Source organism: Rhodopila sp. (assembly GCF_035548235.1).
Classification (GTDB): Bacteria; Pseudomonadota; Alphaproteobacteria; order Acetobacterales; family Acetobacteraceae; genus Rhodopila.
This window is the reverse complement of record NZ_DASZTJ010000243.1, coordinates 1-13,850: the sequence shown is the minus strand read 5'-3', so window position 1 is coordinate 13,850 and position 13,850 is coordinate 1. Positions and strand designations below refer to the sequence as shown.

At 69.0% G+C, this 13,850-nt stretch carries 11 protein-coding genes; 9 read left to right on the top strand and 2 right to left on the bottom strand.

Annotated elements, in window-relative coordinates; genetic code table 11:
- Both VHB27_RS19685 and VHB27_RS19680 read left to right on the top strand, forming a co-directional pair.
- Positions 1-1,199, top strand: a 1,199-nt coding sequence (locus tag VHB27_RS19685) for a hypothetical protein (protein ID WP_325603719.1), incomplete at its 5' end; no start/stop codon positions are given.
- 68 nt (positions 1,200-1,267) lie between these two features.
- The gene (locus tag VHB27_RS19680) at positions 1,268-2,551 is read left to right on the top strand and encodes a (Fe-S)-binding protein (protein ID WP_325603717.1); all 1,284 of its coding nucleotides are present in this window, start codon (positions 1,268-1,270) and stop codon (positions 2,549-2,551) included.
- Between the two features lie 458 nt (positions 2,552-3,009).
- On the opposite strand, the gene VHB27_RS19675 is transcribed toward VHB27_RS19680, so the two are convergent.
- Positions 3,010-4,044, bottom strand: coding sequence for a lysine-2,3-aminomutase-like protein (locus VHB27_RS19675; RefSeq protein WP_408904024.1), 1,035 nt, complete (start codon positions 4,042-4,044; stop codon positions 3,010-3,012).
- Between the two features lie 139 nt (positions 4,045-4,183).
- On the opposite strand from VHB27_RS19675, the gene VHB27_RS19670 reads away from it, so the two are divergent.
- Genes VHB27_RS19670 through VHB27_RS19660 form a run of 3 tightly spaced genes read left to right on the top strand, consistent with a single transcriptional unit; the run spans position 4,184 to position 6,261 of the window.
- On the top strand, positions 4,184-4,603 hold the full coding sequence (locus tag VHB27_RS19670; protein ID WP_325603715.1) for a carboxymuconolactone decarboxylase family protein: 420 nt from the start codon (positions 4,184-4,186) through the stop codon (positions 4,601-4,603).
- A 3-nt stretch (positions 4,604-4,606) separates the two neighbouring features.
- Positions 4,607-5,503: an NAD(P)-dependent oxidoreductase gene (locus tag VHB27_RS19665; protein ID WP_325603713.1), complete on the top strand. Its 897-nt coding sequence runs from the start codon at positions 4,607-4,609 to the stop codon at positions 5,501-5,503.
- Positions 5,500-6,261: a CDP-diacylglycerol diphosphatase gene (locus VHB27_RS19660; protein ID WP_325603711.1), complete on the top strand. Its 762-nt coding sequence runs from the start codon at positions 5,500-5,502 to the stop codon at positions 6,259-6,261. The genes VHB27_RS19665 and VHB27_RS19660 overlap by 4 nt, the downstream gene beginning before the upstream one ends.
- 161 nt (positions 6,262-6,422) lie before the next feature.
- Here VHB27_RS19660 and VHB27_RS19655 read toward each other — a convergent pair whose 3' ends face one another.
- Entirely contained in the window at positions 6,423-8,036 is a 1,614-nt protein-coding gene (locus tag VHB27_RS19655; protein ID WP_325603710.1) for an acyl-CoA carboxylase subunit beta, read from the bottom strand.
- A 106-nt stretch (positions 8,037-8,142) separates the two neighbouring features.
- Here VHB27_RS19655 and VHB27_RS19650 point away from each other — a divergent pair, with 106 nt between their 5' ends.
- The 4 genes from VHB27_RS19650 (at position 8,143) to VHB27_RS19635 (ending at position 13,598) form a co-directional block, all read left to right on the top strand.
- Complete coding sequence (locus tag VHB27_RS19650) at positions 8,143-9,546, top strand: CoA transferase (protein WP_325603708.1); 1,404 nt, start codon at positions 8,143-8,145, stop codon at positions 9,544-9,546.
- 406 nt (positions 9,547-9,952) lie between these two features.
- Positions 9,953-11,200, top strand: coding sequence for an MFS transporter (locus VHB27_RS19645; RefSeq protein ID WP_325603706.1), 1,248 nt, complete (start codon positions 9,953-9,955; stop codon positions 11,198-11,200).
- 30 nt (positions 11,201-11,230) lie between these two features.
- Positions 11,231-11,923, top strand: a complete 693-nt coding sequence (locus tag VHB27_RS19640; RefSeq protein WP_325603704.1) for a cyclase family protein — start codon at positions 11,231-11,233, stop codon at positions 11,921-11,923.
- 157 nt (positions 11,924-12,080) lie between these two features.
- Positions 12,081-13,598 (top strand): 4-hydroxyphenylacetate 3-hydroxylase N-terminal domain-containing protein, encoded by a 1,518-nt coding sequence (locus VHB27_RS19635; RefSeq protein ID WP_325603702.1) that lies wholly within the window; start codon positions 12,081-12,083, stop codon positions 13,596-13,598.
- Positions 13,599-13,850 lie beyond the last annotated feature (252 nt).

The following is a 13,850-nucleotide window of genomic DNA, read 5'->3' as shown; positions in this document are numbered from 1 at the left end:
TGAACGGCGCCGGCGTGCCGCTGATCGCGCCGGCGCTGGGGATCCTCTGGATCGGCCTGATCGCCGGCGTCCTCGCGGCCTGCCGCCGTTCGGGCCGGGCCGGCCGGTTGGCGCGGTTCGCGGTCGGCTTCGCCGTGCTGGCGCTGCTGCTGCTGGGCCATCCGCTCAACGAGGCATTCTACTGGCCGGTCAGTGCCGCCGCGTATGTGCCGGCGCTCGCGGGCGTGGCGGTGGTGACGGTGCGGCTGGTGTTGACCGACACGGGGACGATGGCGGGGCGCGACCGGGTGATCTGCGCCGTCGCGCTGTGCGTCGCCGCCACCAGCGTGGAATCGGGGATGTTCTTCGTGCTGGGCTTCACCGGCGTCATGCTGGCGTCGGACCTGGTTTCGCCGCGCCGCGCGCCCTTCCTGCCGGCCTGCCTGCGGGCCTCCTGGTATCTCCTGCCGCTTCTGGTCTCGCTCGGCATCCTGCTGTGCGACCTGGCGTTCCGGGTCGGGAACGCCACCAGCGGGGTCTCGGCCCAGGATACCAGCCATTTCCACCGGCTTGTGCCCAGCACGCTCGCGGCGCTGAAGGTCATGCCGCACCGTTTCGGCCAGGATGACGGGCTGGTCGTCAAATTCCTGCTGATCGCCGGTTTCGCCGGGCTGACGCGAGCGGCGACGGCCGGCAAGGCGGAGGGCCGTCACCTGGTGGCGCTCGCCGCCGGGCTGCTGGCGACCGTGTGGCTGACGATCCAGGCCGCTTATTTCCAGTATGGGATGCCTGGTTTCGAACGACACGATACGTTCGAATTCTGCGCGATCGCCTTGCTGACGTTGGTGGTCGGCCGCGCCCTGTCGCCCCTATGGCCGGAACCAAGGGCCGGTCGTGCGGGCTGGCGGCGGATGCTGGCGCCTGCGGCCTTGCTGGCCGCGCTGCTGGTCCTCGCGGTGCCCCGCCTGCCGCAGATCGTCGACGATTACCGCCTCCTGCCGGAGATCCGAGCGGTACGCGCCACGACGTGGCTGTCCGGTCGGGCGCCCGGTGCGAGCATGACCTTCGTCCTGCCGCCGCACGGCAAGGTGCTGACAGGGAGTCCCTGGCAGGACGGGACCTACCTGCTTCACCCGCCGCCTGGGGTGGTGAACCCGTTCTACACCAACTGGGCGATGATCTATTTCGGCAAGGAGCGGATGACCGTCGTCGATCCGTGACCGCAGGGGGATCGGCCCCGGATTGCCCGGGCCGCCTCTCCCGGGGCAAGATGCGTCAGGAGGGTCCCATGGACGCGCCAACCTTCGAAACCGGCCTCGCGGCCCAGACCGCCGACATTCTCGCGCACTGCGTCGCCTGCGGCGCCTGCGCCGAGGTCTGCCCCATGCCCGCCCCCGCCGGCATCGCCACCGATCCGCGGTCGCTGACCGAAGGCATCCTGACCTTGCTGCGCGGCGGCGCGCACGCGGACGCGCAGCGCTGGGCCAGCGTCTGCTCCGGCAGCGGGCATTGCATCCCGGCCTGCGCGCATGGCGTCAATCCCCGGCTGATGCTTGCCCTCGCCCGCACCGCCGACCTGTCCCGCCAGCCCGTCCCCGCTCGGCGGCAGACCGGCTTCAGCCGGTTCGGCGCGATGACCAAGGGCGTGCGGGTGCTGTCGCGGCTGCAATTGCCGCCCGAGACGCTGGCCCGCTTCCACCCGGCCGAGGCGCCGGCGGAGCGGCCGGAGGTGATCTTCTACACCGGCTGCAACGTGATGAAGACGCCGCATATCGCCCTGCTGGCGCTGGACATCATGGACGCGCTGGGCGTGCGCTACACGGTGACCGGCGGCCCCTCGGCCTGCTGCGGCGTGCTGCAGTTCGGCGCCGGCGACACCGCCACTTCGGGCCGGGTCGGCGGACGCACTGCCGCGCGGCTGGCCGAGGCGGCGCCGCGGGCCCTGTCCTGGTGCCCGACCTGCCAGATCCAGATCGCCGAGATCGCCGCGCCCGCCACCGGCGTCGACCTGAACATGGCGCCCTTCGTGCGGTTCCTGGCAGAGCGGCTGGACGACCTGCGCCCGCTGATGGTGCATCGGGTCGAGAAGCGCGTCGGCCTGCACGAACATCCCGGCAATCCCGGCGTCCCCGAAGCCGCCCGCGCGATCCTGGAGGCGATCCCCGGCCTGGCCTTCGTCGACCTGGAACAGCCGCGCGTCGGCTATATGTGCAACAAGCTGTCACCCCTGCCCGCGTTCAAGGCCGACTACCACAAGGCGCAGCTCCAGGCCGCCGAGGCCGCCGGCGTCACCACGCTGGCCGGCATCTACCACGCCTGCCATCGCGAGTTGTGCAGCCATGAACGGGACTGGCCGTTCGAGGTGGTGAACTTCCTGGAACTGCTCGGGGAGAGCATGGGCCTGTCGCGGCCCGACCTGTTCAAGCGGCTGAAGGTGATGCAGGACGTCGACGCGATCCTGGCGGACACGGCGCCGATGCTGGGGCTGAACGGCGTGGACCTGGACGAGGCGCGGGACGTGATCCTGCGCGACATGCTGGGCGAGCAGCCCTTGCCGCTGGGGCATGGCTGACGGGTTCGTTCCACTGGCGGGCCGATGGATGGCCGTCCGCCCAAGTCGCAGGGATCGTTTCGTACGGGGACAGACGCGACGCGCCTTGTACGGAGGGCTGGAGACCACGGAGGACGCATTGCGGCGGCACGCCAAACACCGACGGAGCCAGCAGGCGCCTCGGCCGTGGCTGGGCGCCGGTTTTGGAGCGCGAAGGGCCTTGAACCCATAGGCACTGCCACGGACGGATAGGCGCCCCAGGCCGGACCGGGGAAGCAATGACTCCGTGAACTCCGTGCTCTCCGAAGGCCCGCGCGGCGGGCCGCTCCGTGCGAAAACGATCGTCCATGACAGCCGTGCCCACCGCCGGAACGCCGCAAAGACGTCAGTCTTGACCGCCACGCCGCGGCGTATCGCCGCATCGACGTGATCGAACAAGCGTTGCGGGCCGCGCGTGCAACAGCGGCCTGCACCCGACGTCACGCCACGTGCGTCCCGCCATGGATATCGCGCACCGTCCCGTCTCCGTCCCGGTAATCCGGCCCGATCGGGACTTTCCCATACCCGCCCGGGATATCCAGCACATAGGTCGGCCACGCCAGCCCGGTGACCCGCCCCCGCAGCCGCTCCAACAGCGCCCGCCCCTCTGCGATCGGGACGTGAAACCGAGCGGTGCCGGGCGCGGGGTCGAGCTGGTGGAGGTAGTAGGGTTTGATGCGTATTTCCACCATCGCGCGGAACAGCGCCTCCAGCGCTTCGGGCGTATCGTTCACGCCCCGCAGCAGCACGGACTGCCCCAGCAGCGGGATCCCGCCGCGGCTGAGCCGCCGCAGGGCCTGCCGCGCCTCCGGCGTGAACTCGCCGGCGTGGTTGGCATGCACCGCCAGCCATAACGGGCGGTCGAGGTCCATCGCGCTCACCAGCGCCTCGGTCACCCGGTCCGGCGCGGCGACGGGGATACGGGTGTGGACCCGCAGCGTGCGCACATGCGGCATCGCCGCCAGGCGTTGCAGGATCGCGCCCAGGCGCCGCGGCGACAGCATCAGCGGATCGCCGCCGGTCAGGATGATCTCGCTCACCGCCGGATGCGCCTCGAACCACCCGTACGCAGCCTCCAGCTCGGCATCCGTCAGCAGGCCGCCATCGGGACCGACATGTTCGCGGCGGAAGCAGAACCGGCAATAGACCGGGCAGATCAGCAGCGGCTTCAGCAGCGCGCGGTCCGGATAGCGATGCACCACGCCCTTCACCGGCGACAGCGCGTCATCGGCGATCGGGTCGGCGCGTTCGTGCGGGGCCGTGGCGAGTTCCGCCATGTCCGGAATGAACTGGCGGCCGATCGGATCGTCGGGACGCGCGATCAGCCGCCGCATCGCCGGCGAGACGGCGACGGCGTAGCGCGCCTCGACGGCCGCCAGCGCCTGGGCGGCGTCAGCCGGGATCAGCCCGGCCTCGGCCAGCGCGGCGGCGGAGCGCAGCGTGGCGGCATGATCGGGTGCGAGCAGAGCGGACACGGGTCCTCCGGTTTCCAAGCCATCGGGTTAGCCCGCGGGCGCATGCCGGATCAAGCCGGCCGTTATTCCCGCCCGCGACTTGCCCGCCTTGCACGGCACGCCTAGGGTCCGCGCCGACCGAAACCAGAGGAGACGCTTGATGGTCGATGTTCCGAACCGCCCCGAATACCAGTCGGAGATGTTCAAGAAGGGCCTCGCCGTCCGGCGGGAGGTGCTGGGCGCCGATTACGTCGACGGCTCCCTGGCGCGGGCCGACGACTTCAACGCCGTGTTCCAGCAGATGACGACCGAGATCGCCTGGGGCATGGCGTGGACCCGGCCGGGCCTGGACCGCAAGACCCGCAGCATCATCAACCTGGGCATGCTGTCGGCGCTGAACCGCGGCGCGGAGCTGCGGCTGCACCTGCGCGCGGCGCTGACCAACGGCGTGACCCGCGACGAGATCAAGGAAGTGCTGGTGCAGGTCGGCGCCTATTGCGGCATCCCGGCGGCGCTGGAGGCGTTCAAGATCGCCACCGAAGTGTTCAAGGAAGCCGATTCAGCCAAAAAGGGCGCCTGACCCATGAGCCAGACCGTCGGATTCATCGGCGCCGGCAACATGGGCTGGCCGATGGCGGCCTGCCTGGTGAAAGCCGGCTTCACCGTGAACATCAACGACTCCCGCAAGGAAGTCGCGGACAATTTCGTCCAGCAGGTCGGGGGCTATGCCCCTGACTCGTTGCGGCAACTGGCCGAGACGTCGGACACCATCGTCACCATGCTGCCGACCAGCGCGATCGTCGAGCACGTGCTGGGCGGCGGCGACGACAACGTCTTCGCCGGCCTGAAGCCGGGGACGGTGCTGATCGACATGACCTCGGGCGTGCCGTCGATGACGCAGAAACTGGCCGAGAAGGTCGCCTCCCTGGGCTGCGTGCTGATCGACGCGCCGGTGTCGGGCGGCGTGCCGCGGGCGAAGACCGGGCAGCTCGCGATCATGGTCGGCGGCGACGATGCCGCGATCGAAAAAGCGAGGCCGGTGCTGGCGGCGATGGGGACGTCGATCCTCAAGACCGGCGGCGTCGGGTCGGGCCAGGCGATGAAGGCGCTGAACAACCTGGTCTCGGCCGGCGGGTTCCTGATCGGGATCGAGGCGCTGCTGATCGGGCAGCGTTTCGGGCTCGATCCGTCCGTCATGACGGACGTGCTGAACGCGGCGACGGGGATGAACAACTCGACGCAGAAGAAGTTCAAGCAATACGTGCTGTCGCGGACCTTCGACGCCGGCTTCACCATGGGCCTGCTGAACAAGGACCTGTCGATCGCGCTGCAGGTTGCGCGTGAAACCGCCACCGCGGCGCCGCTGTCGGCCCTGGTGAAGGAGTTCATCACCTCGTGCGAGGCGAAGTTCGGCGCCGGCGCCGATCACACCGAGATGGCGCGGCTGTGCGAGGCCCTTGCTGGATCGGAACTCGGTTGAAACGAGTCCTTCTCGCTTGCGTGCTGGCCGGCAGTTTCCTGCCGGCCGGCGCCCGAGCCTCCGATCCGTCGGCGTTGTGGAAGATCGTCAGCCAGAAATGCGTCCCGCACCAGCAGGCGGACCACGATCCTTCGCCCTGCGCCCTGGTCGATATCCGGGACGGGGTCGCCAAGGGCTACGTCCTCCTCAAAGACATCGCCGGCATCGCCCAGTTTCTTCTGATACCAACTGCTCGGATTTCCGGCATAGAGGACCCGGCGGTGCTGGCGCCGGGCGCCACGAATTATTTCGAAGCGGCCTGGAAGGAACGCCATTTCGTGGATGAACGGCTGCACGCGCCGGTGCCGCGCGACGCGATGACGCTGGCGATCAATTCGGTGTATGGCCGGACGCAGGACCAGTTGCATATACATATCGATTGCATCCGGGTGGACGTGCGCGCGAGCATCGGGGCGAACCTGGACAAGGTCGGCGACGACTGGGCCCCCTTCCCCGTGCTGCTGGCCGGGCATCATTATCGAGCCATCCGGATCGACGGGAAGACACTGGCCGATGCGAACCCGTTCCGGCTGCTCGTGGACAAGGACCCGCAGGCGGCCAAGGAGATGGACAAGCACACGCTGGTCGTGGCCGGGGAGACATTTCGCCCGGGCGACGACGGGTTCGTGCTGCTGGACGGAAAAGCGGACGCGGCAACGGGAAACGCCGGGTCCGGGGAGGAACTGCAGGATCATGCCTGCAAGGTGATGGGAGAGTAACGGTCGGGTCGTTGCCCCCCGTCAGGACCGGTCACGACGAGAGGGCGGTCGCCGACGCAGCGATCTGACGTCCCGTCCCCACGGCCGCTCCCTCATGGCCGCTCCCTCATGGCCGCTCCCTCATGGCCGCCCCCTTATGGCCGCCCCCTTATGGCCGCCCCCTATGGCCGCATCCCGAACCGGCTATGCCCGGGCTCGCGCAGCGGCGCCGCCAGGTTCGCGAAGTCACACAGCAGCCGCCGCGTGTCCCGCGGGTCGACGACCTCGTCCACCCAGAACGCCTCGGCCGTGCGGAACGGGGAGCGCAGGCGGTTCAGCCGCTCCTCGATCTCCTCCAGCTTCGCCGCCGGGTCCTCCGCCGCGTCGATCTCCGCTCGGTAAGCCGCCTCGATCCCGCCTTCCAGCGGCAGGGAGCCCCAGCTTGCCGACGGCCAGGCATAGCGGACGCACAGATGCCCGACCGGCTGGTGGCCCAGGCCGCCGACGCCGTAGCAATTGCGCACGACGATGCTGCACCATGGCACGGTGGTCTGGTTGATCGCCGTCAGCGCGCGCACGCCCCAGCGGATCACCGCGGAACTTTCCGCTTTCAAACCGACCTGGAAGCCCGGGCAATCGACAAGGTGCACGACCGGCAGATGGAAGGTCTGCGCCAGGTCGACGAACCGGATGATCTTGCTGCAGGCATCCGCCGTCCAGGCACCGCCGTCGAACAGCGGATCGCCTGCCATCACCGCCACCGGCCACCCGTCCAGCCGCGCCAGCCCGGTGATGATCGAGCGGCCGAACAGCGCGCCCATCTCGAAGAAGCTGTCCTTGTCGACGACCGCCGACACGATCCGGCGCATGTGATACGCCTGCTTCTTCACCTTCGGCACGATTGAAATCAGTTTCTCCTCGCGCCGGTTCGGATCGTCCCAGTTACGGACCCGCGGCGGCAGGTCGTACACCGAGCTGGGCAGGTACGACAGAAACCGGCGGGCGGCGTCGAAGGCCTGCTCCTCGGTGTCGACGGCGTGATCCACGGCGCCGCAGCGAAGCTGGATCTGCCAGCCCCCCAGCTCCTGCTTCGTCCGGGGTTCACCCAGCCGCTCCACCACCGGCGGGCCGGCGACGAACACCGCCGTCATCTCCTTCACCATCACCGAATAATGCGCCGCCACCAGCCGCGCCGCACCCAGCCCGGCGACGGAGCCAAGACCGAGGCCGACGACCGGCACCTCCGCCATCTGGTTCGCGACCAGATCGAAACTGGTCGTCTCCGTCAGCCCGCCGGGCAGGTTCGCGCGGCCGGTGGTTTCGATCGTCTTCACCGAACCGCCGCCGCCGGAGCCTTCGATCAGCCGGATGATCGGCATGCGGAAGCGGGTCGCCGCCTCCTCGGACATTTTCGGCTTGCCCTTGATCGCGGCATCGGCGGAACCGCCGCGCAGGGTGAAGTCGTCGCCCGCGACGACGATCGGCCGCCCGTCCAGCGTCCCGCGGCCGAACACGCAGTTGGCGGGAATGAAGCCGGTGATGTTGCCCTTGGCGTCGTAGCTCGCCTTGCCGGCGATGCTGCCGATCTCCTGGAAGCTGCCGGGGTCCAGCAGCTTGTCGATGCGCTCCCGCACCGTCATCCGTCCGCCGGCGTGCTGGCGCGCGACCCGGTCCGCCCCGCCCAGTTCCCGCGCAAAGGCCTGCCGCTGGCGAAGCTCCGCGAGTTCGGGCTCCCAGCCGACGGCATCGGCTTTGTTCGGCGCGGTCGTCCGCACCAGGTGAAGATCGTCAGCCATACGCTTCCCGCCTTGTCGTCTTGACGGGAACGCTAGTGTCGAAGCCGGTGCGTTGCAAATGTCGGCGGGGCTTGTGCCGGGCGGCGCGCTCGTGAAACGCTGCGGCATGGCTCACGATCCCACGCGCCCCTTGGAGGCGATCGCCGCCCTCTGGACCGATGCCGGCCTGCCGGCCCAGGCGCTGGAACAGCTGCGCCTGACCGGCGCCGACCCCGTCCTGCCGTCCAGCTTCGCCGTCGGGACCGCCGCCCAGGCCAGCATCGCGGCCTCCGCCCTGGCCGCGGCGGAGCTGCACCACCTGCGCGGCGGCCCACGCCAGACGGTCGGCGTCGACATGGCGCACGCGGCGATCGAGTTCCTGTCGGAACGCTACGCGGCGATCGAAGGCAAGCCGCCCGAGGAACTCTGGGACCCGATCGCCGGTGCCTATCGGTGCGGCGACGGGCGCTGGGTGCGGCTGCACACCAACTTCCCGCACCACCGCGACGGTCTGCTGCGGATCATGGGCTGCGCCAACGACAAGGCGGCCGTGGCCGCCGCACTGAAAGCCTGGACCGCGTTCGACCTGGAAGACGCGGCCGCGGCGGCGGGCCTCTGCGCCACGGCGATGCGCAGCTTCGCGGAGTGGGACGTGCATCCGCAGGGCCAGGCGGTGCCGACGCTGCCGGTGGTGTCGATCACCCGGATCGGCGACGCGCCGCCGCGGGGGCTGCCGCCGGGGCCCAGGCCGCTGTCGGGCGTGCGGGTGCTGGACCTGACGCGCGTCATCGCCGGGCCGGTCTGCGGCCGCACGCTGGCGGCCCACGGGGCGGAGGTGCTGGCGATCGCCAGCCCGAACCTGCCCAACCTGCCGGCGCTGCTGGTCGACACCAATCGCGGCAAGCGCTCCGCCTTCCTGGACTTGCGCGAGACGGCCGACAACGGACGACTGCGCGCGCTGCTGGCCGAGGCGGACGTCTTCGTCCAGGGCTACCGGCCCGGCGGCCTGGCCGAGTTGGGGTTCTCGCCGGCCGACGTGGCGCGGATACGGCCGGGGATCGTGACCGTGTCGCTGTCCGCCTATGGCGCCGCCGGGCCGTGGTCGGGACGGCGCGGGTTCGACAGCCTGACCCAGACGGCCAGCGGGATGAACCAGGCGGAGGCCGAGGCGGCGGGCATCGCCTCGCCCAAACCCCTGCCCTGCCAGGCGCTGGACCACGGATCGGGCTACCTGCTGGCGTTCGGGGCGATGACGGCGCTGATGCGCCGGATGCGGGAGGGCGGAAGCTGGCACGTGCAGGTGTCGCTCGCGCGCACCGGGCGCTGGATCCGGGACCTGGGCCGCGTGGCGGACGGGCTGGCGGCGACGGCGCCGGACGCCGAACCGTTCCTGGAGACGACGCAATCGGACGGGGGCCGCCTGCGGGCGGTCCGGCACAGCGCGGTGCTGCCGGCCACGCCCGCGCGGTGGGACCGGCCTTCGTGCCGGCTGGGGGCGCATCCGGCCGCCTGGGAGGCGGACAGGCTTTAGCTCCTCCTGGCTTTAGCTCCTCCTGGCGTTAGCTCCTCCTGGCGTTAGCTCCTCCCGGCGTCCGTCCAGCCGCGGCCGGGTGCTGGTCCGCACGCGTGACATGATGGGCCGGAACCGGCGCTCGGCATCCGCGCGTTGCCCCGGCATCGACACCGCCAAGGCGAGGACGGCGGCCCTTCGGCCACCATGACGCGAGAGACGCCGGCGCCTCATGTATTATTGCCGTCGAAACGGTGAGTCCCGCCTTCGGCAGAGATGAGAGAATCCTCCGGCCCGGATTGCCTTGTATGGCATCCTGTCATACGAGATCATATGCGGCCGTCCGTTTAGTTTCCTTTCAAAACGTCCAGGAGAGAGCAGGATGAGTGATGTCGTGACCGGGACAACCGACAGCAGGACAGGCGTTATGACAAATGTCCGCTGGCGAATTTTCTTCCTGATCCTGGGCACCGTCGCCATCAACTATATCGACCGCGCTTCGTTGTCCGTCGCGATGCCGCTGATCGGCAAGGAGTTCGCGATTTCGCCGGCGATCCAGGGCATCCTGCTCAGCAGCTTCTTCTGGACCTACTGCCTGATGCAGATCCCCGGCGGCATGCTGGCCGACCGGTTCCTGCCGCGTGCGGTGATCGCCGCGTCGACGATCCTGTGGGGCAGCTTCGCCGCCCTCGGCGCCGTGACGACCGGCTGGATCACCATGCTGCTGACCCGTCTCGGGCTTGGGATCTCGGAAGGGCCGATCTACCCCGCCGGCGCCAAGCTGATCGGCCACTGGATGACCCCGGTCGAGCGCGGCCGTGCGGCCGCCCTGCTGGATGGCGGGGCGCCGCTGGGCACCGCGCTGGGATCGCTGATCATCGCCGGCCTGATCGCCGCGCTGGGGTCCTGGCGGCTGGCCTTCGTCGCCGCGGGCCTGGGCACCGTCGCCTGCGGCATCGGCGCCTGGGTCTACATCCGCAACCATCCGCACGAACACCGCGCCGTCAGCCCGGCGGAGCGCCGGCACATCCATGACGGGCTGCTGGACGTCGAAAACCGCGTCGGCCAGGGGGCGGAGGTGCGGGCGATGCTGGCCTCGGGCCAGATCTGGCTGCTGTTCGTCGGCTGGTTCTGCTTCAACTCGCTGTGGTACGGCTTCCTGACCTGGGTGCCGAGCTTCCTGGTGAAGACGCAGGGGCTGGACATCGGGGCACTGGGATGGGCGTCGTTCGTGGTGTTCTTCGCGGGCTTCGCGGGCGAGCTGACCGGCGGGCAGTTGCTGGACAGTTGGCTGCGGGCCGGCGGCGCCGTGCCGCGCGTCTATCGCACGCTGTTCGGCTTCGCGTCCGCGCTGGCGACCCTGTCGGTGTTCCTGGTCGCCTTCGTGCATTCCGAGGCCTGGGTGATCGTGCTGCTGGCCGCGACGCTGTTCTTCCTGCGCTGGTGCGGCATGTACTGGACCCTGCCCGGCCTGATGATCGCGCGCGAGAAAGCCGGATTCCTGGCCGGGGCGATGAATTTCGCCGGCAATATCTCGGGGATCGTCATCCCGGTGATCGTGGGCTTCATCGTGAGCCTGACCGGGTCGTACTACCTCGCGCTGATGACCTTCGCCGCGGTCGGCGCCGGGCTGTTCGTCTGTTCGGTTGGCATGCGGTATCGGCGGGCGGTTTAATGGCGGCATCCAAGGAAAGGGACCGTTTCCATGCGCCTGATCGACCTGAGCCGCGAAATCCATCACAAGATGGCGCGGCTGCCCAACCACCCGATGGTGAGCCTCTCGGCCTTCACCACGCATGAGGAAAAGCGCGAGGCGGACGGCTATGTCTTCTCCTCCGCCGTGACGCTGCTGAACATGGGCGACCATTCCGGCACCCATGTCGACGCGCCGGTGCATTTCGACGAACGGCCGGGGGCGAAGACCATCGCGGAGATGCCGCTGGAGAACTACTTCACCGAGGCGGTGTGCCTGGACCTGTCGCACAAGCCGTTGAAGAGCGACATCTCGATCGCCGACCTGGAGGCGGCGGAAAAGGCGGCGGGGGTGGAGATCAGGCCGCGCGACACGGTGCTGCTGCACATGGATTTCTTCCGGCGCACGCATGGGACGGATGCGTTCATCACGGATTTTCCGGGCCTGACCAAGGACTCGGCGACGTGGCTGGGCAACAAGGGGATCCTGATGTTCGGCGTGGAGGCGGTCAGCCCCGGCCGGCCCGGGCGCAACAATTTCGAAGTCCACCATGTCTGCCGCGACATGGGCTTCACGCATATGGAAGGGCTGGTGAACCTCGACCGGCTTGTCGGCAAGGGGCGGTTCCGGTTCATCGGCTTCCCGTTGAAAATCCGCGGCGGGACCGGCAGTCCCATCCGAGCGGTGGCGCTGCTGGAGGACTGAGGCGGCCTGGCCATGACGTCTGGCAAAAAATGGTCTAAGACCCGGCAGCATCGATCGCGACCCCTTCTCGTCGTGGCCCGGCTCGACAGGGCCATGGCCGGGGGGAAGGTCACGATCGAGAGCGGTTGGAATACCGCCGCTTCGGGAGGGACAGATCATGCGTCCGGAAGACGTCATCGCCGACCGCGCCCGGCCCTATACCGGAGCGGAATACATCCAGAGCCTGCGCGACGGACGCTGCGTCTACATCGACGGGGAGCGGGTGGCCGACGTCACGACGCACCCGGCCTTCCGCAACGCCGTCCGATCGATCGCGCGGCTCTATGATGCGCTGCACGACCCGAAGCAGAAGGACCTGCTGACCTGTCCGACCGATACCGGGTCGGGCGGCTATACGCATCGTTACTTCCGCGTCCAACGGTCGCGTGAGGACCTGGTCGCCGCGCAGCAGGCCATCGCCGGATGGTCGCGGCTGACCTATGGCTGGATGGGCCGCACGCCCGACTACAAGGCCGCCTATACCAACACGCTCGGTGCCAACAGCCAGTATTACGGGCCGTATGCCGGCAACGCGCTCGCCTGGTACAAGCGGGCACAGGAAACCGTGCCGTTCATGAACCACGCGATCGTCAACCCGCCGGTCGATCGCCACCTTCCGGCGGAGGCGTCGAAGGACGTGTTCGTTTCGGTCGACAGGGAAGTGGACGGCGGCATCATCGTTTCGGGCGCCAAGGTCGTCGCGACCTCGGCGGCGTTCACGCATTACAATTTCATGGGCCAGTCCTCGAAGACCGCGACCGAGGACCTGAGCATGTCGCTGATGTTCATCGTCCCGATCGACGCACCGGGCCTGAAGCTGGTCTGCCGCACGTCCTATGAACGATCGGCGCGCGCGCACAGCCCGTTCGATTATCCGCTGTCATCCCGTTTCGATGAAAACGATGCGATCTTCATCCTCGACAAGGTGTTCGTCCCTTGGGAGGACGTGTTCATCTATCGCGATCCCGCCCGCGTGCTGAGCTTCTATCCCCGCTCCGGCTTCACCAACGGGTTCCAGTTCCAGGGCTGCACGCGGTTCGCGGTCAAGCTGGACTTCATCACCGGCCTGCTGGCGAAGGCGCTGCGCTGCACGGGCGGCGACGAGGCCCGCGGCAACCAGGTGCTGCTGGGGGAGGCCGTTGCGTGGCGCAACCTGTTCTGGTCGCTGTCCAACGCGATGGCGCACAACCCCGCGCCATGGAACGATGGGGCGGTGCTGCCGAACCTGGAGGCCGGGCAGGCCTATCGCGTCTTCGCCCCCGACGCCTATCCGCGCATCAAGGACATCGTCGAACGTACCGTGACGTCGGGACTGATCTACCTGCCGTCCTCGGTGCGCGACTTCAGCAATCCCGAGATCGAGCCGTACCTGAATCAATACGTCCGCGGCAGCCACGGCATCGGGCATCGCGAGCGGATCAAGATCATGAAACTGCTGTGGGACTGCATCGGCACCGAGTTCGGCGGCCGGCACGAGCTATACGAACGCAACTACGCCGGCGGGTGGGAGGATATCCGCGCCCAAGCCCTGACCTGGGCCGCGAAAGGCAGCGAGCTTGCGAAGATGGAAGCGCTGGTGGACCGGTGCATGGCCGATTACGACGAGAACGGCTGGACGGATGATACGTGGTCGTAATGCCAACCGGCAAACCGGCCGGGCTCCGGCACCCTCCGTGATGGCGGGCCTGCGCCCGCCATCACGTTTCGGGGCCGGATTGCTGATTCAGTACCCGTAGTACCCCGGAGGCGGCGGCGGAGAATACACCACCGGCGGGGGCGCCGCGTACGCGGGCGGCGGGGCATAGACGGCTGCGGGCGGCGGGGCATAGGCCTGCGACGCCAGCACGCCACCGATGACCGCGGCCGCGCCCAGGCCCAGGATCGCCCC